This window comes from Methanothrix soehngenii GP6 (assembly GCF_000204415.1).
Classification (GTDB): Archaea; Halobacteriota; Methanosarcinia; order Methanotrichales; family Methanotrichaceae; genus Methanothrix; species Methanothrix soehngenii.
Genome location: NC_015416.1, coordinates 824,974 through 843,745, shown reverse-complemented (window position 1 = coordinate 843,745; position 18,772 = coordinate 824,974). Strand labels below are relative to the sequence as shown.

Sequence of the window (18,772 nt, the reverse complement as noted above, 5' to 3'; positions counted from 1 at the left end):
GGAGGGGTTCACTCCACTGCCAAGTCTAGATCTCTCGTTAGCGATCGTTGCCTCATTTCGCTGAACTTCTCCTTCAATGAGATAGCCTTTCTCAAGCTGCTCATCCTTCTTTGGACGGCCTCTCTTTGAGTCGATGCGTTTGGAGATTTCACATATACTTAAGCCAGTTAGTGTGAAATGAGGATTTTCCGATATCCATCGATCTGCAGCCTTTCTGGCATCAGCTTCACACGCAAAAACTATATATCCCAGTTTCTTAAGCGATTTTCGCGCTTCAGTGAACTCTTTGCCGATCCGTCTATCGAAAGTCTTTGCCTTACTAGCATGCATTTCTCTGGAATCGACCACAACCCACTTCTGATCTATTCCTCCATAGTTAATTTCCGTCTCAAAGATACTATATCGATCATCAGAGCATGTTTTCATCTCTAGATCTAGTCTCTGAAGATCTTTAACCTCACGAACGGTTGTTGGAACGCGAGTTATCCATAGAGTGCTATCGCCAAGAAGACGAATATTCTCGGAACTGAAGAGGGCGCTATCTGCCGCAAAGTAGTTCTTTCCGGAGAAGTCCAGATTAGACTTGAACATCTGAATCGTCTCAATAAGAGTTTTCTTATCCGATTTATTTCCTGAATGGGCCTGGACAAAGAGAGGAATACCGCATTGATTGGTCACCATGCTCACAATGAACTGTTTTAGATCCCAGCGACCGTCTTTAGGATGACCAAGAGTTATCTCCATAGCAGGATTGCAGTCCAGTCCTTCGTAATCGCCATGAACACCAAAACTCGTGGTATCAACATGGTAGATATTAGTGCCAAAAGCGAGCTGTTGCATGCATTTCATGGCTATATTATTGAAAAGAGCCGTCGAGCCAAATTTATTGATCCGGTCGAGGGTTCTGCCGACAACATCCTCGTTAAAATCTTCTGGGACAACACCAGGATTAAAAAGACGTTCTAGCGCTAAATTTTCAAAGTAGCTGGGAAATATATACAGTCTGCGTTCCGCGAAACCCAATCCGTTGATCACCATTGCTTTTATTATCGCAGAATGGCTCAGTTTGCAGTTACGAGTCTTAGGAATCGATTCATCAATCACCTCTGAAATTCCCAAAGCATCGAATATCGCGGCAACTAAACCTAAGTGGTCAAGCGATAGCGTTGATAATTTCATTTCAAGCCCCTTCATATCCCTTTTCCACTTAAAAGATCATGTCAACATAAAAATGTTTCATAAAAGAAATGCCACCTGCGGGATGTGGGATTTGAAGTCGTAGAAAAGATATTTAGGTAGAGCACAGAAGCTTTCCCGTTTGGTGTCTTTTCCGGACGCACAGCAGCCCCATCGACCATGCTGCATGGCCAGGCTGCAAAGTAAGACAACCACCAACAAATTCATTTAATAAATTGGCAGGATATTAGAGCATGCGTTTCGAGGTCGTTGTAAGAACGGATGAGGATGGCTATTACGTTGCCACCGTTCCTGAACTTCCAGGCTGTCATACTCAGGCCAAGAGCTTGGACGATCTGATGAACCGGATAAAAGAGGCAATTTCGCTCTATCTGGAAACGGAAGGCGGCAGTACAGCGGGAAGCTTTGTGGGAGTGCAAGTCGTTGAAGTTGAGACCGCTTGAAGCCGAAATAGTGATTAAAGCTCTCGTCAAGATAGGCTTTCAGCCGGTAAGACAGAAGGGCAGCCACCTCATCATGAAGCATCCAGATGGAAGGAAAACCGTAGTCTCCGTGCATCCTGGAGAAGAACTTGGGCGAGGAATACTGAGGGAGATCATGAATGATGTCGGGATGAACAAAAAGGAATTTCTGGATTTGCTGAAGAGATAGGATGCGGCATGGTTGCCTGGATTTGTGATAATAGCAATTCGGAGAGCCCTAAGCTCCAGTTGTGGTTAAAAAAAGAAAGTTAGGTGAGCACGGCAGCTCTCCGTCCGGCCGCCTTTCCGGGCGCACAGCAGCCCGATCGACCGTGCAGTATCGATAAGATGGAAACCGTCATCCGTGCAGCGAGGATAAGTTGGGTTTAATGTGCAGTAATTCTGGAGCCCAAGCTCGGCTTGAAGCTCTAATAAAAAGATATTAGGTGAGCATGGCAGCGATCTACAGTTCCCGAGGGCTCGCGCACCTAAGTACAATGCAGAACGTGGACAGGCTTATCTTCTGAGTTCGGAATGGGTTCAGGAGTTTCCCTGTCGCTCTGGCCGCCATGCTCGATTCCAAGATCCGGAATCGAACCGGTATTTCTGCCACCCTAGACCTAAGTCCAGGGATCTTGGCTTATAAGCCGTGCATATCGTTGCTTTGCGACACAGATTTCGCCCGAGCTTAGCGGAGCGCTGCAGAGTTGTTAGTAGCTGCGAGCTGAACACCTCGTTGCCTTGGTGCGTACACACCAGCTCTATCAAACTCGTCTTTTACGAGTACTCTAAGCGGTCTCTTTTCAGGGGCGGTTTCGGGCTTAGATGCTTTCAGCCCTTATCCGCGAGCACGTAGCTGCTCGGCATGCCTTGCCAGACAACCGATAGACCAGAGGTGCCGTTGGTTTGTTCCTCTCGTACTAAAACCAACCTGCCCTCAGACCGCAATACACCCCTAACAGATAGTAACCGACCTGTCTCACGACGGTCTAAACCCAGCTCACGATCTCCTTTAATAGGCGAACAACCTCACCCTTGGCCGCTGCTGCACGGCCAGGATGGAAAGAACCGACATCGAGGTAGCAAGCCACCGGGTCGATATGTGCTCTTGCCGGTGACGACTCTGTTATCCCCGGGGTAGCTTTTCTGTCATCTAACGCTCTCACCAAGAGAGCTGAGAGGTTCGCTAAGCCCGACTTTCGTCTTATCACCTCTTGCTATGCGAGGTAACATCAGGCTGACTTATGCCTTTACACTCTTTGTTGGGTTTCCGACCCAACTGAGTCAACCTTAGGGCGCCCTTGATATCTTTTCAAGGGCGTGGCGCCCCACCCAAACTGCCCACCTACCGAGGTCCTCTTCTCAGAGTGAGGGCGGCGGCTCCGAAAGGGTAGTATTCCAAGGGCGACTCCACTCGGACTGGCGCCCGAGCTTCGACGTCTCCTACCTATGCTCTACAATCAGAACCACAGCCCAACGGCAGGCTGCAGTAAAGCTCCACGGGGTCTTCACTTCCCATTAGGGGTCTCCAGACTCTGCACTGGAATGTAAGGTTCACCGGGTACCAGCTAGGGACAGTGAGACTCTCATTGTTCCATTCATGCAAGCCGCCAATTAAGCGGCAAGGTACTACGCTACCTTAAGAGGGTCATAGTTACCCCCGCCGTTGACAGGCCCTTCCTCCCGTTGAACCGGGTTTTCAGGTACCTGCACTGGGCAGGATTCAGTGATTGTACTAGTCCTTACGGATTCGCAATCACCTATGTTGTTATTAGACAGTTAGAGTCCCCTCGTCACTGCGACCTGCTTTTTGCAAAGCAGGCACCACTTATCCCGAAGTTACGTGGCTAATTTGCCGAATTCCCTTAGCTAGCATATGCCGAAACGCCTTAGCCTTCTCAGCTTGGGGCACCAGTGTTGGATCTCGGTACGGACTTTCAACTCCCTTTTCACGGACTCCTGGAATTTGCCAACTTACGTCATCACGCTTTCTCCTGGTTCTCGCCATTACGGCTCTCCACAGGATTATACGATTGAACGCCCAGGCAAGGACGCTTGACATATCCGGAAGCGTCAGTTTTAATGTTGAAAGGTACAGGAATATTAACCTGTTTCCCATTTGGCGTACTCCGATTAAGGTACGTCTTAGGACCGACTGACCCTCGGCTGACGAACATTGCCGAGGAACCCTGGCCCTTACGGCGATCGGGATTCTCACCCGATTTTGCTGCTACTGCTACCAGGATTTTCGTCTCTACGCGGTCCACACCTGCTCACGCAGATGCTTCTGCCCACGCAGAGCGCCTCCCTACTAGATCACCTTGCGGTGCTCCGTGGTATCGGTAATCGGCTTAGCCCCGTCCATTTTCGGGGCCCTGAATCTCGACTGGTGAGCTGTTACGCACTCTTTAAAGGATAGCTGCTTCTAAGCTAACCTCCCAGTTGTTTATGACCCAGGACTCCCTTAAGTGTTGACACTTGGCCGATATTTGGGGACCTTAACCACGGTCAGGGTTGTCTCCCTCACGGACTAGAAGCTTACCCCCCAGCCCGGACTGCTGGTCGTCTACGACGACGGCGGTTTTGGAGTTTGACAAGAGAACAGACCCTTTCGAGTCCGGCTTCCCCAATCAGTGCTCTACTCCGCCGACTATCTCAGACCAGGTCATACTGCGATATGTTTCGGGAGGAACCAGCTATTTCCGACCTCGATTGGACTTTCACCCCTAGACGCGGGTCACGAGAGCGATTTGCATATCAACACCTCAAACGGTCCTCCACGCAGCTTTCGCCACGCTTCGACCTACCTACGCCTAGATCGCCCGGCTTCGGGTCGCATACGGACGACTGCACGCACTTGTATACGTCGCGCCTCTTCTCATGCGCGCTTGTCGCTTTCGCTACGGCTTCCTCTGTTAAAGAATTAGCCTCGCCGCCAATATGCACTCCCTGGTTCGTTCTTCAAAACGCATGTTAGAACGCTGGCAGTCTCTCTCGTACTGCGGCGTTGCCACCGTTTCCTTCGAAAGAAAGATCCTTTGGCGCCCTAACGCACTATCGCCAGCCAATTTCAGGCTCTTTGCACCTCCCTATTTGGGGTACTTTTCAGCTTTCGTTCACACTACTACTACGCTATCGGTCTCAAGTTGTATTTAGCCTTGGAGGTTGGTGACCCCCAAATTCCCGCGCGATTTCCGACGCACGGTACTCAAGTCATGGTCTCGGTATTGATCTGTTACGACTACGTGGCTCTCACACTCTATGGCAGGCCATTCCAGGCCACTTCGACTTCCAGATTAAAACGTTTAGACCAGCTTATAACACCACATCTCCCTTGCAGGATTCGGTTTAGGCTCTACCGCGTTCACTCGCCGTTACTGACGGTATCTCGGTTGATTTCTCTTCCTGTCCCTACTAAGATGTTTCAATCCGGGACGTTCCCGATCCTTGAGGATCAAGTCTTAGACTTAGGATTTCCCATTAGGACATCCTCGGTTCAATGGCTCCATGCGCCTCGCCGAGGCTTATCGCAGCTTGGCACGTCCTTCTTCAGCACTTGAGCCGAGCCATCCCCTGGCTGGCATAAGCAGCTTATGCCCCACTAAACTCAGTGAGCGTCTGGTCGCAAAGCTTGTGCACGGCTTCCTTGGACCGTAATCTTGCGGATTACGGACCTCGGCCCTTCCACATCGAGTCTGCCTCGATGTGTGCATTAGTTCAAATGGACTTGCTGGGATTCGGACCCAGGGCCTCCGCCTTGCAAAGGCGGCGCTCTACCAGCTGAGCTACAAGCCCCAAATCCTGCCCAGCAGATGATTATCAATTTGGCTGGATAGATTTCTTTTTCTATGGTCTTGATCGACATTTCAGCTTCCGATTGGCTCAGAGAGCGGCATGCTGTTTTGCATGCTCGTAACGTTAGGAGGTGATCCAGCCGCAGATTCCCCTACGGCTACCTTGTTACGACTTAACCCCCCTTGCAAAGCCCAAATTCGAACGCCTCCAAAGAAAGCGCTCTCATTCAGACCCTACTCGGGTGGTTTGACGGGCGGTGTGTGCAAGGAGCAGGGACGTATTCACCGCGTTCTGTTGAAACGCGATTACTACGGATTCCAGCTTCATGAGGGCGAGTTGCAGCCCTCAATCCGAACTAAGATTGGTTTTAGGAGATTCCCGTCCCCTTTCGGGGTAGATACCCATTGTACCAACCATTGTAGCTCGCGTGTAGCCCGGGATATTCGGGGCATACTGACCTACCGTTGCCCATTCCTTCCTCCGCTTTAGCAGCGGCGGTCCCCACAGTGTACCCGTCACTCCAGAGAGTACGCTGGCAACTGTGGGCGTGGGTCTCGCTCGTTGCCTGACTTAACAGGATGCTTCACAGTACGAACTGACGACGGCCATGCACCACCTCTCAGCTAATCCGGCAAAGTCTTCAGCCTGGCCTTCATATTGCTGTCGGTCCCGGTAAGATTTCCGGCGTTGAATCCAATTAAACCGCAAGCTCCACCCGTTGTGGTGCTCCCCCGCCAATTCCTTTAAGTTTCAGCCTTGCGGCCGTACTTCCCAGGTGGCTCGCTTCACGGCTTCCCTACGGCACCGACAACGGTCGCACCGTGGCCGACACCTAGCGAGTATCGTTTACGGCTAGGACTACCCGGGTATCTAATCCGGTTCGTGCCCCTAGCTTTCGTCCCTTGCCGTCAGGTCCGTTCTGGTGAGACGCCTTCGCCACTGGTGGTCCTTCAAGGATTACAAGATTTCACCCCTACCCCTGAAGTACCTCTCACCTCTCCCGGCCTCGAGCCAGACAGTATCTCCTGAAAGCCTGACAGTTAAGCTGCCAGATTTCTCAAGAGACTTATCCGGCCGGCTACAGACCCTTTAGACCCAATAATAACGGTTACCACTCGAGCCGCCGGTGTTACCGCGGCGGCTGGCACCGGTCTTGCCCGGCCCTTGCTATGAAATGCTTTTTAGGCATCTCGACAGCCAGATTTGTAACCTGGCACTCGAGGTTCCCTTATCGCTGTTGCCAGCATTGTAAAGTTTTCGCGCCTGCTGCACCCCGTAGGGCCTGGATTCGTGTCTCAGAATCCATCTCCGGGCTCTTGCTCTCACAACCCGTACCCGTCGTAGGCTAGTAGGTACGCTACACCCACTACTACCTGATAGGCCGCAGACCCATCCTTAGGCGCCGGAGCTTTAAATCTCGATGCATTCCAGCAATCGAGACCTATCGGGTATTATACCCAGTTTCCCGGGTTTATCCCCGTCCTAAGGGCAGGTTGTCCACGTGTTACTGAGCAGTTCGCCATGTATTGCTACATTCGACTCGCATGGCTTAGTCGAACCTCGATAGCAGTAACCTCTGGCAGGATCAACCAGAATTCTCTAGGAAGTTTTCGTTATATTCCGAACCAATCGGAATTGGCTGAGTCGCCAAGACCATTGTCAGACACGAAAAAACTCGCGTCTCCACTTGTTCCGTATATCGCAACCTGGAAGTCGGCCCATCATTAAATCAGGGTCGCAGCCTTAGGGATGCGATGCCTAAGCGGCCCATTACTGTAGGCAGCTCTATTATTTAAAGCTTGCCTTTCAGCGAGCTTTGTTCTGCATCCAGTATTGGCCCATCGCCAAAGGAGTTTCTCCTATTTATATTTTGTGACCTTTGCGAGATTCATCTGAGCAATCCTCAAGTGAATTCGCGGATCAGGCCAAAAGGATGAACTCTTTCGGCTCCGAGTTGTGATCGAAGTTCCTATTTAAGGATTTCGCCATTCAAACATTCCGGTTATGATCGGAGCCAAATGACGATCCAGTGAACCCACCACATCGGCCTCTACCCCATTCAGACAATGCTATTTAAAGTTGCCGCAAACAGGCTAAATGCCTGCTTCCTTCGCCAATTCATCTTCGCTTGATAACTATCATAGCGAGATCAACTGGATTCATTGACCCCACCGAGAAACCCTGAATCTCCTTCTCTGCGATCCATAGAATCTCCTCTGCGGATAGAGTGCGATTGTTTATGACCAGATTAATGAGCCTCTCCAATCCGAAAGGCTCCCCATCTTCGTTCTCGGCCTCGACAACCCCATCAGAATATATGACCATGACATCCCCAGGTTGAACGGGTATGCACGTCTCCTCCAACTCCAGCCGATCTAGCATGCCCAATGCTATTCCTCCTCCACCCAGCGTATCCACCATACCACCAGGATCAACGATAAAAGGCGGATTAAAACCGGCATTCACATACTCTAAGATATGATTGGAAGGATCAAGGAGGGCATAAAAGCAGGCCAGATTCGTGCCCCGACCGTACTGGCTGATCTGAGAGTTGAGCTTGCTTATGGTATTGGATGGCCCCATCTTTTCCGGACAGGCGCGGATGAGAGCTCGCGACATAATGGCGAGCATGGCCGCCTGAATCCCATCTCCTCCCACTCCCGCCATGGCCAAGGCGATCTTATCATCCATTCTAGAGACATCATAAAGATCGAAACGATTCGTGCTTGAGGGATTGTAGAGAGCCTCGATCTCATATCCCTCCTCCTCAGGAAGAACGGAAGACACTAAACTGAGCTTTACCTCATCGATAAAGTCGGTCTTCATGCCCGAGCCGCTCAGCTTGAGGGCATCTGTATCCAGAGCAGCTGCGTAATGCTTCAGGTCTGATGCCATGCTGTTGAAGGCCCAAGCCAGATCCGCCAGCTCTCCTGAGGTATTCGCCCGGACATCGAAATCTCCTCGCGAGATCTTCTCCGCCATCCGGGCTAAAGAATCGATGTCCTCCTCAATCCTCCTGCCAATCAGGAATCCTGCTCCCAGCACTGCAATGACGGTTATGGCAAAAGCACTGAGGGCCATATCCCTTACTCTTCGCGAGGAGTCGCTCAATCCCTGGGTCGCACTGCTAGCCACCTCCTTGATGCCGGCATCGATGAACCGGGCGGGAAGGCTCATCTCCTCCGAGGCATAAGCAATGCCCAGGATCCAGCCAGGGGTGGTTATGGGCGAATATGCCACATATCCATCATCTCTCCCCAAAGCAACAATGGCAGATCCAGAGCTTCCTTTAAGCATCTTCTTTGCTACCGCCCTTACCTCAGGACTGGCAGCCTCAGATAGGTTTTCCGAGCCGAATATGATATTTAGTGGCTCGTCCGGCTTGTTATTGGACCGAGCTACTATCAGGCCAGTCCCGTCGATAATGAATGGATAGCCTCTGCCTCTCATCATGGAGAGATCTGTGAAGATGGACTCGATTGACACATCCATCCCCATGATGCCCGCGAATTCGCCCTCTCGGAAGAAGGGTGTGGTGATCGTCATCATCCTGTCGCCCTCATCATTCTCATAGGGTCCTGTCCAGATGGTCTTCTTTCTGGATTTGGCCAATGCATAATTGGGCGTGTCCTTGTAGCTGAATGGAGCAGTGCTCTTCAAGGAATCAGTGCTATAAGGCCAGGTGACCAGCACCCCGTCTTCTGTTCCAATGTAGGAGAGGGTGAGCACAGGCTCGGTCTCATGCAACGACTGCATGACCCTTGCAGGAACGCACAAGGATCTTATGGTGGCATTCCTCATCCCAGGAGTGAAATTTGAGCTGGTTGGCGCAATCCATATGCCAGGCGGAACGCAGCTATCGCTCTCCGAGAAGCTGCTGGCATAACTGGCCACCAGCTCATTCTGATGAGCCAGACTCCCGAAGAACTCGTTATACTGATTGGCCTTGGCAATGGCGAGCTGAACCTGATCAGCCTCATTGGGCATCACCAATAGAGCGGAGCGGTTCAGGGATACGCTGAGTTGTGTTATGTTCTCTTGAACATCACGGGATGCCTGATCCATCTCAAGGAGAGAAACGATGCCCACGTAAAAGAGCGGCAAGAGGGCAAAGGCTGCCAAAATCACGAAAATCTTGAATCCCAATCCTTTGATGCCAGCCATTCTTTCCATTTTTCTTTTTAAACCCAGACGTCAGCAGCTCATTCTTCGCTTTATCTCTTCATATCTATTATCAAATCGCTACCACTTTGCCATCACTGCGGCTATCATTTCAGAGCCCTGGGAGGGCAGCAGCATACGATGGTGTTGATTGATCTGATGGTATAAGCTTTTTCTCTCCCTTTTTTTCATAATTGCTATATGTTTTCTCCACCGTTTTCATGCATGCCCCCCATACAATATAAAGGCCGCGTCATCCAACTGATTGCCCCCTCTGCAGCTGATGTAGAAAGACATCAAAGATCGCCGAAAACGCGGGAGCTCCCCTTTCCAAATATCTCCTTTCTGTGATCGAGGCCGCCCGGGAAAGACAATACAACCCGGCCGAAGAGGAATAACTCTTCAACAGCAATCGAAGAGCTGAGAGAAGAGAATGACAGGCTGAAAGAAAGGCTGTACATCCAGACCCAGCTTTCGGAGAAATACAAAAGAGAGGCAAAGCGCCTCCAGGAGGTTGCAATGAATGCTGCTAACTTCCAGAGAACGACAGATTGACCGGGAACTCCTTGCGGTGCTCCGACGAGGACCGAGACATGACTATCAGCTCCTGAGGGCCCTCGGAATCCAGCCGTCAGACTGAGATCTGATGCGGGCTGTGAATGAGCAACGGGAGCCGCTGGAGATGCACGGCGTCAGCAATTAGATTTAGCGATAAGCCAATAGCTTCTCCCTTTTTTGTAGAGACCTTTATTAAAGCTCACAAACGAGGAGCGATGGTCGAGAAATATAACCCTTTCCACCTTCACCTCGACCTGAGCCCGCCGCATGGCAAGAGAAGCTCTGCAGTTGCTCAAGGCTTAATATAGGCATTCAATCCGAGGGTAATCGGCTTATCATCAACTTTAGCGGTAGTAACGATATTCCCATGTGTACTTGCAACAACAAGGGTTTTGCCGGACGACGATGGGGTTGGTTTTTCCAGGTCAATTTCTATGAAGAGCTTATTTTCCTTGATTTCTACTTTCAGAGTCATACGAGTTCTCCTAGTGGCCATCTTTTAGACATGCTCATCTATTACCCTTTCCCTAAGAGATCTTCAGACATTTTTCGATGATTTTCGCGCTGCAACCATGAGGCTCCTTTTCTTTAACGGTTGAGCGATCCTTTAGTTGCATGCTCGGGTCGTTGCCTCCAGAAGGATAATCCTCCATCCGAGTAATTCGAACTCTTCTCGCAGATCCGCAAGGTTTCAAATGTGGCAGTTCCAATGTCTTTTGGCCGCTCTATATCCAGCCAACGAATTTCCCGGGGCAGCAAAGCCGGCTGCCAGAGATCGGCCTTCCGTTATTCAGCAGATCTTAAGACAGCTCCGCCAGCCTGATGTCGGGATCCTCTGCCTCTTCCGGTTATCCCGCCGTGCCCGCCATCATATCCCTGGCCCAACGCCGATCCGCCGCCTGGGATAGGGCGTCATGAATCAAACCAGGACGAGATGTATCACCCTGACGGCTCCGGCCTTGTACTCTTCGATCCCAGCAACATCCTTAATGCTAGAATTCAAGTGCTTTCAGAGCCACTAGGATGTGGGACCCATGAAATATGATGCTCAAATTCTGAAGCGCTGGTTGGGAATGGCCCTATTCATTCTCTCCTTCGCCTTCTACGGATTCCTGCTTCTCGTGCCGCTCACCCCGTTCTCCGCTGAGGGCAAGATAGCATTCTCCGCCGCCGTGGTCGTTTTAGCGGAGGGTTCATTCTGGCTCTCGGTCCTCATCCTGGGCCGCGAGGCGATAGCAAAGTATCGGAAAGTCGATTGGCGATCCCGCCTTTCCGGATTGCTGAAAAAGATTTAAACCAGCGTGTGCAAGAGGGTGGCTGATCTTATGTTGCCCCGTGTAATTTTGCATAATGCCGTCAGCCTGGACGGCAGGATAGACGGCTTTCCCATGGACCTGCAACAGTACTACGAGCTGATTTCCATATGGAAGGAGGATGCCACACTTGCCGGATCTCACACCTTTCTCCAGGCCGCGAGCGTTGCCCCGCCGGAAGATGAGAGCGCTTTTGTCCCGCCTAAAATGGATCCGGGCGACAAGAGGGCGATTCTGGTCATCCCTGACAGCCGCGGGCGCATACGCACCTGGCATTATCTGAGGACTCTTCCCTACTGGCGCCATTTTGTGGCCCTGTGCTCAAAGTCAACGCCCGATGATTATCTCGAATATCTCAAACAGAGGCATATCGACTGCATAGTCACCGGCGAGGATCATGTGGACCTGAGGACGGCCCTGGAGGAGCTGTGCTCTCGCTATGCCGTAAGGGTGGTGCGGGCGGATGCGGGCGGCACATTGAACGGCCTGCTCCTCCGCCAGGGGCTGGTAAATGAGGTAAGCGTGCTCATCTATCCCAGCCTCGTAGGGGGAGAGACGACGAGCAGCATCTTTCGCGCCCCCGACCTGCCGGCCGCCGCGGATGGGGCTCCTGGCCAGGGGGCAGAGGGCACGATCTCGCTCCAACTCATGAAGACAGAGAAGCTCAAAGGTGATGTGATGTGGCTGCGCTATGAGGTCCGGCGATAGCCTGGCGGGAAATGCGGCCCAAATGAAGTCTTTAAATAGAATTCTTCCGCCTTCCTCCCTCCATGCCATGACACTGCATCATTTACCGCCTTGGCCACCATGGGGCAGCCAGCAAGATATCATTCGCCTTCTCTCTAAGTTGAGAGACTGCCTTGCCGTCATCATGCAACTGCCTGCATAGCTGCTCATAGTTTGTAAAGTGGTGCCGCCCATAGCTGAGCAACTGCTGAAATGAAGGGCGTGGGGTGTTGTAGTGCCTGGCAACTTCGTTATAGAAATCCCTTGGTGTAGACGTTATTTTGACATGGCAGTTATAAGCCCGAATAAGGGATTTGGAGTCGTATGATGGTTTTACAGGCATGTTTACCAATCTTTCTTAATCAGCCACGTTGCAGACCAGGATCTTAAAAGTTCTCATTGCCTTAATCCTATGTGCAAGAATAAATGAGATGATAGGAGTGAATCTATCAGAAGTAGCAGGGATAGACGCGAGTAATTTCTACCCTCTGCAAATCACTACCTTGAAAATACGCTTAGGAGGAGAATATGATCATGAAGGAGACCGATGTGATGCCAGGAAAATCGGCAGAAGAATCTCTTGACCCTGAGGACTGGGAATCCATGCGCATGTTAGGCCACCGAATTCTAGACGACATGATGGACTATCTGGAGACGCTGCGGGACCGACCGGCCTGGCAACATGCGCCGGTTGATGTAAAGGCACATTTTGCGGGATCTCCCCCTGTTATCCCCCAAACACCAGAAGAGATCTATCAGGAGTTCACTCAGTACATACTGCCTTACCAGATCGGCAACAGCCATCCGCGTTTTTGGGGCTGGGTAGCTGGAACCGGAACCGTGATGGGGATGTTTGCGGAGCTGATATCGGCTGCAACTGATGCCGTTAGTGGCTCCTTTTCCTACCTCAGCAACAACTACGTGGAGATGCAGGTTCTAGACTGGTGCAAGACTATGCTTGGCTACCCTGCCACTGCCAGCGGCCTTATTACAAGTGGATGCTCCGCTTCGAACCTCATCGGATTAGCAGTAGCTCGAAATGCTAAAGCCCAGTTTGACCTGCGAAGCAAGGGCATGCGGGCTGCACCGCAGCTAATGACTCTCTACTGCTCAGAAGAAGCTCACTCATCGATCCAGAAAGCTGTTGAGCTGCTCGGCTTTGGAAGCAGAGCGCTGCGCCGCGTACCTGTAAACGAATCCATGCAAATCGACCTGGAATCCTTAAAGGAAGCAATCAAGACCGATCGCGAGGGTGGGTACCATCCAATTTGTGTTGTTGGAGTCGCTGGAACTACCAACACCGGAGCCATTGACGATCTTGAGGCTCTTGCAGAAATATGCAGTAAGGAGGGTTTGTGGCTGCATGTCGACGGTGCATTCGGTGCATGGGCGGCCATAGCACCGAGGTCGAAACACCTTGTCGCCGGCATAGAAAGAGCTGACTCTCTGGCGTTCGATCTCCATAAATGGATGTACCTGTCGTATCCTATCGGCTGCGTGTTTATTAGAGACGCCGATGAACACCGTCGCACGTTCTCACTGACACCGACGTATCTCGCACACGGTGAAGGAGAGCGCGGATTGACAGGTATCGACGTGCCCTGGCTCTCTGACTACGGTTTTGAACTGTCGCGCGGCTTTCAAGCTCTCAAGGCATGGATGACTATTAAGGAACAAGGCACAGAGAAATATGGACGCCTCATCCAACAGAATATCGACCAGGCTCATTATCTAGCTAGCTTGGTCGAGAAATCTCCTCAGCTTGAGATGGCATTGCCAGTTTCGCTTAACGTAGTCTGCTTCCGATATATCCGATCAAACATGAGCGATTCCATGCTCGATCTTCTCAACAAGCAAATTGAGGTAGAACTTCAGGAAAAGGGGATTGCCGTTCCCTCGATTGTTACCATCAAAGGCAAAAAGTACCTGCATGCTGCAATAACAAATCATCGGAGCCTTCAGAGCGACTTTGACTTATTGGCGCGAGAAGTAGTTCGAATCGGAGATGAGCTGGGCTAAAGGAAATTGCTATAAGCTCATTCCCGAATGCGCTGGCTGCCGTCCCGGGTCTAGGCTGATGAATGCCAGGTGCAAAGCCTTCCTAAGCAATGTATAACAGGCTTGGAGACAAATCTAGGAGAAGCCCAATAAGCGATATCAAGAAAGAGAAATTAGTGCGGGGGACGGGATTCGAACCCGCGAACGCCCGCGCGACAGGGCCCTCAACCTTGCTCCTTTGACACGGGCGTGGAAAACCCCCGCTCGCAAATATGAGTTATAGATCGGCTCGCTTAGCCGATCCCAGCTCTAAGATAGCTCTAGCGACATTGAATCGAGGTCAAGAGCCCTCTTCTTGATCTCTTCTGCCGCCCTTGTCACCATTCTCCATTGGCCAATTCGGTACGAATCAAGACGACTGCAAACTGATGATTCTCCGGCCGCTAATATTCGATACCCAGAGGTGGTTCACACTAAATGAAAAAGACATCCTCTCCTATCTGTTACAGATAATCGTATAGGAGGTTTATTTCCTTCAACAGCTCAATTGTTCTGTCCTTTTGAAGGATCTCCTCCGTCTTCCCATAGGCTTCATTGTGATGCCCTAAATACAAAAACACAATGCAATCATCTATAATCGTATATGCTATAACAAAAGGATCGACATGCACAGCACGGACCCCTTTAAGCCTATGGCTTTTGGGCTCTCCCATATCAGGATTGATCAGAATCTGATCTATTTTATTAATGAACCTGTCTTTAAGCGCCTTGTTTTTCCTTGTTAACTTAATAAATTGCCTGTCAAACTCAGGGACTCTATAATAAATACATCTCATAAAATTTGGTTACAGTTCTCTGAGCGAGTTCAAGAATTCATCTTTGTCACTATAGCCTTTTCCCTTCCCAGCCTTAAACTCTTTTATGCCTCTAATAACTCCTGACGCGAACTCATTTGCCTGAAGATCTTCTAAGGAAGATTTTTCCTTCTTTGAGGCTGGCTGAACTACTGCACTCATTAGATTAACATATTGGCTGAATGCATACTTAAAGTCTCTTCTCCGGCTGACACATCCATTTAAGCCCATAAGTTAGCATACAGTAACCGACATGCGCGGAGTCCAGGTTTCGATCCCGGAGGATCCGCATAGGGTCATCGCGATCAGCCGAGGAATCATAGACACTGCCATGTACTCATTCGGCGTGCAGGACAAGCTGGTAGGCGGGAGCGTATACAACAAAGATAGTGGGTATGGCAACTACACATACGACAACGAGACCCATCGCATATGCCCCTTTATCTCCTTCCTGCTCAATCCGGATTATCGGAATCTCACCAATGTGGGAGCTTTTGGCGGGCCCCTAGGAGTTGCACCCAACGTAGAGGTTGTGGCCTCACTTAATCCAGACCTGGTGATAATGAGGGATCAGGGCGCAGATGAGGAAAACACAGCTAAGTTCCTGGACGCCGCAAAGCGCCTGGAGATTCCCGTAGTTGTGCTGAAGTATGCGGACTGCTACGATGATATCAGCGTCGGCACCATATATGAAGAGATCAGGCTCTTGGGAGAGGTATTTGGAAAACAGGAGAAGGCAGAGGAAATTGTCGCCCTCATGAACGAGCAGGTAGAACTGATCAGGGAGCGGACCAAAGACATTGCAGATGAAGACAAGCCACGAGTGCTGTACTTCGGCGCACCATCCTATGCAAAGGATAGGGGAGGCGCAGGCTATGCTTTCGGCACAGATACCATAGAGTCTGCTTTCCTGGAGGACATAATCAATGCCAAGAACGCTTATGACGGCGACAATACCGAGCTAATCTCCGCCGAGCGCCTTTTATCCATAGATCCCGATGTAATAATATTGCCGACATACTCCGGCTACCATCCTCCCAGTGTGATGTACAATGAAGAGCAATTTGGGAAAGTCCAGGAACTTAGGGCCCTTAAAGATAGGCGGGTTTATTCCCTTACGGCCACACCGATAATGGACGAGAGACTGGAGTTTCCAATTAACTTGATGATAGCGGCGAAAGCTATCTATCCGGATCGCTTCGAGGACATAGATCTTGAAGAGTGGATTGGCAATTACTTCAAAGAGCTTTACGGCGTGGACGATGAGAAGGCAAACGAGCTTATGGACGCGCTGCTTCTGCGCTACCTGGAAATAACCTGAATTGATCTTGTCAAGTGATCGCCCAATACAACTTCAGAAATAGGAGAAATTTCAATGAATCTGCCAGAGGTAAATGTCAGCTGCGAGGAGCTTTACAGGATGCTTTATGCTCCTATTAAAGCTAAGCTGATGATGAGTGGAATCGAGCTAAATGTCTTTAACCAGCTATCCGAGCCCAAATCGGCAGAGGAGGTGGCGAAGGAGATCCGAGGTCAATCCCGGAACACCATGCTATTTTTAAATGGCCTGGCTGCCTGCGGCCTGATAGAAAAGCATAACGGCCTCTATCGGAACGCACCAATTGCACAGGCTTTTCTGGTTGAGGGAAGCCCAACCTACTTAGGAGAGGGGTTTGCCCATCAGGCCTCCATGACCGATGCGATGCTGGCAAACCTGACAAAGATGATCCGAGAGGGACCGCCGGCAAAGCCTCCGGAGGACGATGCCGATCCTCAAAAATGGAGCCAGTTTGCATCCTGGATGGCCAATAATGAGCGCGCGGGCATTGCCCAGCAGATGTCAGAGCTGATCTCTCTGCAGCCTGAGTTTGCATCATTTCGAAAGATGCTGGATCTGGGCGGCGGTCCAGGCATCTTTGGAATTTCAATGGTCGCAAAGCATCCCACCATGAGGGGAGTGATCTTTGACCGAAAGCCTGTAGTCGAAGTTGCGGAGAGGTTCATCAAAGAGTATGGAATGGAGGACCGGATGGAGGTTCTTGCAGGAGATTACAATCTTGATCCCATTGGCGAGGGTTACGATCTCATCTGGGCAAGTGCCACCCTCAACTTCGCCCGGGAGAATATGGACTCTGTGATGAAGAAGATCTACGAGGCCCTCAATCCCGGCGGCCTTTTCGTGAACCTTTCTGAAGGCCTTACTGATGAGGGAACGAAGCCGGACTTCTATGTGCTCTGTACTGTGGGCTGGGCCATGAACGGCCCGATGATGGCCTTCGAGCAGGGCTTCATTGCCGATGCCATGCTGAATGCTGGATTCAGATCGGTGCGGTCTCGCACTCTTCGAACCGGATGGGGACCAATGGATATCGACATTGCTCGAAAATAAGAGGGCGTGATTCTAATCTATTTTTTTTAAAATTATGAGCGAGATGTTGATAGCTTTTATATGAAGTAGTTGTAATATATTCATACTAATCAATACCAAAACTCGGATAAGTGTTAACCAAAAGGCATATATATCTATACTGACATGTCGTTATCGATATAATGGCAACTGGTCTCTTGAAGATGTTGATGCTTCATATCATAAAAGGGGGTGAAGTATCCGGCTATGATTTAATAAAGAAAGTGGAAGCAATCACGGGAGAGAAACCCAGCACAGGATCGATCTACCCATTACTAAAAAAGATGGAGAGGGAAGGCTGGGTCTTAGGCAGGTTCGAAGATGGCAAGACCTACTACAGCCTGACTGAGACCGGCAAAGAGCACATAGCTCAGATAAAAGAGGCAAAACACGAGTTTATCAAGAAGATTCATCAATCAATAGCTTTGGCCAACGAAACCTTTGAAGATAGCGATATCCAGGCCCTCATGAATGAGATGCATGACACTCATAGAGGTGTTCATTCTCAGGACATAGAACAGTTGAAACTCCTTGAGTCATTAATTCGTGAAGTCGCTGAGCTTTCGCGTAGAGGTGTTGGGCGAGGAAAAATAGAATCCATCCTCTTGCAGGCCAGGGATGAGCTAAAAAAACTTGATTAGAAGTATTTCAAAAGAAAACTGAGTTTTGGCTTCAGGTGTAGAGGGCAACTATGACTGATCTGAATCATTATGATGGTGAAAATCGCTATGGACAAAACGGACACAGACGATGCCGAAGTAGCTTCTGGATACACGATCCCGAGCAGGTCTTCAGTGAGCTTAATCTCAGAGAGGGCGACTGCTTCCTCGACATGGGATGTGGATCTGGAGATTATGCCATTCGAGCTTCAGAGATCGTCGGGAATTCAGGCAAGGTATTTGCGCTGGATAGGTGGCAAGACGGCATAGATGATCTGACTGAAAAAGCCGGTTCTCTTAGGTTGAATAATTTAAGGGCAATCGCCGCAGATATCACCGCCCCGTTGCCCATCGAAGATGGCAGCATCGATGTTTGTTTCCTGGCGACAGTGCTTCACATATTCAAACTGGCCGATGTAGAAGGCGTTTTGTTCAACGAGATTCGCCGCGTCTTAAAGCCCGGTGGGCGAATTGTAATCATCAACTGCAAGAGAGAAATCCAGCCTTTCGGTCCGCCGGTGCATATGCGTCAGTCACCAGAAGAGCTCGAAGGATGTATCAATAGTTACGGCTTTGAAAAGACAAGCCTAGCGGATCTTGGGTTCAATTATATGATCCAATTTATTAAAAAATGATGACGGAC

Annotated in this window: 14 protein-coding genes, 2 tRNA genes, 3 rRNA genes and 1 pseudogene; 9 read left to right on the top strand and 11 right to left on the bottom strand. The window is 50.3% G+C overall.

Annotated elements, in window-relative coordinates:
* Window positions 1–18: 18 nt before the first annotated feature.
* Window positions 19–1,194, bottom strand: a pseudogene (locus tag MCON_RS04250) (IS1634 family transposase); the annotation flags it as partial.
* Window positions 1,195–1,430: 236 nt separating this feature from the next.
* Between MCON_RS04250 and MCON_RS04245 the strand changes: the two are divergent.
* A complete protein-coding gene (locus MCON_RS04245) occupies window positions 1,431–1,640 on the top strand; it encodes a type II toxin-antitoxin system HicB family antitoxin (protein WP_013718787.1) in 210 nt (69 codons plus the stop codon).
* Window positions 1,621–1,848: a type II toxin-antitoxin system HicA family toxin gene (locus tag MCON_RS04240; RefSeq protein ID WP_048131873.1), complete on the top strand. Its 228-nt coding sequence runs from the start codon at window positions 1,621–1,623 to the stop codon at window positions 1,846–1,848. Before MCON_RS04245 ends, MCON_RS04240 begins: the two co-directional genes overlap by 20 nt.
* A 260-nt stretch (window positions 1,849–2,108) precedes the next feature.
* On the opposite strand, the gene rrf is transcribed toward MCON_RS04240, so the two are convergent.
* The 7 genes from rrf to MCON_RS04205 form a co-directional block, all read right to left on the bottom strand.
* Window positions 2,109–2,230: ribosomal RNA gene (gene rrf / locus MCON_RS04235) — 5S ribosomal RNA — on the bottom strand.
* Between the two features lie 121 nt (window positions 2,231–2,351).
* Window positions 2,352–5,254: ribosomal RNA gene (locus MCON_RS04230) — 23S ribosomal RNA — on the bottom strand.
* A gap of 126 nt (window positions 5,255–5,380) precedes the next feature.
* Window positions 5,381–5,453 (bottom strand) — tRNA-Ala (locus tag MCON_RS04225).
* A 125-nt stretch (window positions 5,454–5,578) separates the two neighbouring features.
* A 16S ribosomal RNA gene (locus MCON_RS04220) occupies window positions 5,579–7,049 on the bottom strand.
* The 16S, 23S and 5S rRNA genes sit together here with 1 tRNA gene alongside, the layout of an rRNA operon.
* Before the next feature lie 522 nt (window positions 7,050–7,571).
* Window positions 7,572–9,599: a SpoIIE family protein phosphatase gene (locus MCON_RS04215; RefSeq protein WP_162144994.1), complete on the bottom strand. Its 2,028-nt coding sequence runs from the start codon at window positions 9,597–9,599 to the stop codon at window positions 7,572–7,574.
* A 311-nt stretch (window positions 9,600–9,910) separates the two neighbouring features.
* Entirely contained in the window at window positions 9,911–10,102 is a 192-nt protein-coding gene (locus MCON_RS04210) for a hypothetical protein (RefSeq protein WP_048131870.1), read from the bottom strand.
* A gap of 362 nt (window positions 10,103–10,464) precedes the next feature.
* Window positions 10,465–10,647 carry a hypothetical protein gene (locus tag MCON_RS04205; protein WP_048131868.1) on the bottom strand — a complete coding sequence of 61 codons (183 nt, stop codon included), beginning with the start codon at window positions 10,645–10,647 and terminating at the stop codon, window positions 10,465–10,467.
* 559 nt (window positions 10,648–11,206) lie between these two features.
* On the opposite strand from MCON_RS04205, the gene MCON_RS04195 reads away from it, so the two are divergent.
* The 3 genes from MCON_RS04195 (at window position 11,207) to MCON_RS04185 (ending at window position 14,230) form a co-directional block, all read left to right on the top strand.
* Window positions 11,207–11,467 carry a transporter suffix domain-containing protein gene (locus MCON_RS04195; RefSeq protein WP_013718785.1) on the top strand — a complete coding sequence of 87 codons (261 nt, stop codon included), beginning with the start codon at window positions 11,207–11,209 and terminating at the stop codon, window positions 11,465–11,467.
* A 30-nt stretch (window positions 11,468–11,497) separates the two neighbouring features.
* Window positions 11,498–12,193, top strand: a complete 696-nt coding sequence (locus MCON_RS04190; RefSeq protein WP_013718784.1) for a dihydrofolate reductase family protein — start codon at window positions 11,498–11,500, stop codon at window positions 12,191–12,193.
* A 546-nt stretch (window positions 12,194–12,739) separates the two neighbouring features.
* Window positions 12,740–14,230: a pyridoxal phosphate-dependent decarboxylase family protein gene (locus MCON_RS04185; protein ID WP_013718783.1), complete on the top strand. Its 1,491-nt coding sequence runs from the start codon at window positions 12,740–12,742 to the stop codon at window positions 14,228–14,230.
* A gap of 156 nt (window positions 14,231–14,386) precedes the next feature.
* Here MCON_RS04185 and MCON_RS04180 read toward each other — a convergent pair.
* The 3 genes from MCON_RS04180 to MCON_RS04170 form a co-directional block, all read right to left on the bottom strand.
* A tRNA-Leu gene (locus MCON_RS04180) sits at window positions 14,387–14,473 on the bottom strand.
* 239 nt (window positions 14,474–14,712) lie between these two features.
* Window positions 14,713–15,045 (bottom strand): type II toxin-antitoxin system RelE family toxin, encoded by a 333-nt coding sequence (locus tag MCON_RS04175; protein WP_013718782.1) that lies wholly within the window; start codon window positions 15,043–15,045, stop codon window positions 14,713–14,715.
* Between the two features lie 9 nt (window positions 15,046–15,054).
* Window positions 15,055–15,225, bottom strand: coding sequence for a hypothetical protein (locus MCON_RS04170; RefSeq protein ID WP_013718781.1), 171 nt, complete (start codon window positions 15,223–15,225; stop codon window positions 15,055–15,057).
* 91 nt (window positions 15,226–15,316) lie between these two features.
* Here MCON_RS04170 and MCON_RS04165 point away from each other — a divergent pair, with 91 nt between their 5' ends.
* From MCON_RS04165 to MCON_RS04150, 4 genes are all read left to right on the top strand, one after another.
* Window positions 15,317–16,384, top strand: a complete 1,068-nt coding sequence (locus MCON_RS04165) for an ABC transporter substrate-binding protein (protein ID WP_013718780.1) — start codon at window positions 15,317–15,319, stop codon at window positions 16,382–16,384.
* 54 nt (window positions 16,385–16,438) lie between these two features.
* Complete coding sequence (locus MCON_RS04160) at window positions 16,439–17,452, top strand: methyltransferase (protein ID WP_013718779.1); 1,014 nt, start codon at window positions 16,439–16,441, stop codon at window positions 17,450–17,452.
* Window positions 17,453–17,613: 161 nt separating this feature from the next.
* On the top strand, window positions 17,614–18,111 hold the full coding sequence (locus MCON_RS15095; protein WP_013718778.1) for a PadR family transcriptional regulator: 498 nt from the start codon (window positions 17,614–17,616) through the stop codon (window positions 18,109–18,111).
* Between the two features lie 50 nt (window positions 18,112–18,161).
* Window positions 18,162–18,764: a class I SAM-dependent methyltransferase gene (locus tag MCON_RS04150; RefSeq protein ID WP_013718777.1), complete on the top strand. Its 603-nt coding sequence runs from the start codon at window positions 18,162–18,164 to the stop codon at window positions 18,762–18,764.
* Window positions 18,765–18,772: the final 8 nt, after the last annotated feature.

Bases quoted from the DNA above. Each gene is read 5' to 3' on its own strand.
- MCON_RS15095 (WP_013718778.1), top strand. From the start codon at position 17,614: ATGGCAACTGGTCTCTTGAAGATGTTGATGCTTCATATCATAAAAGGG.
- MCON_RS04175 (WP_013718782.1), bottom strand. From the start codon at position 15,045: ATGAGATGTATTTATTATAGAGTCCCTGAGTTTGACAGGCAATTTATT.
- MCON_RS04160 (WP_013718779.1), top strand. From the start codon at position 16,439: ATGAATCTGCCAGAGGTAAATGTCAGCTGCGAGGAGCTTTACAGGATG.
- MCON_RS04245 (WP_013718787.1), top strand. From the start codon at position 1,431: ATGCGTTTCGAGGTCGTTGTAAGAACGGATGAGGATGGCTATTACGTT.
- MCON_RS04150 (WP_013718777.1), top strand. From the start codon at position 18,162: ATGACTGATCTGAATCATTATGATGGTGAAAATCGCTATGGACAAAAC.
- MCON_RS04165 (WP_013718780.1), top strand. From the start codon at position 15,317: ATGCGCGGAGTCCAGGTTTCGATCCCGGAGGATCCGCATAGGGTCATC.
- MCON_RS04195 (WP_013718785.1), top strand. From the start codon at position 11,207: ATGAAATATGATGCTCAAATTCTGAAGCGCTGGTTGGGAATGGCCCTA.
- MCON_RS04205 (WP_048131868.1), bottom strand. From the start codon at position 10,647: ATGACTCTGAAAGTAGAAATCAAGGAAAATAAGCTCTTCATAGAAATT.
- MCON_RS04170 (WP_013718781.1), bottom strand. From the start codon at position 15,225: ATGAGTGCAGTAGTTCAGCCAGCCTCAAAGAAGGAAAAATCTTCCTTA.
- MCON_RS04185 (WP_013718783.1), top strand. From the start codon at position 12,740: ATGATCATGAAGGAGACCGATGTGATGCCAGGAAAATCGGCAGAAGAA.
- MCON_RS04190 (WP_013718784.1), top strand. From the start codon at position 11,498: ATGTTGCCCCGTGTAATTTTGCATAATGCCGTCAGCCTGGACGGCAGG.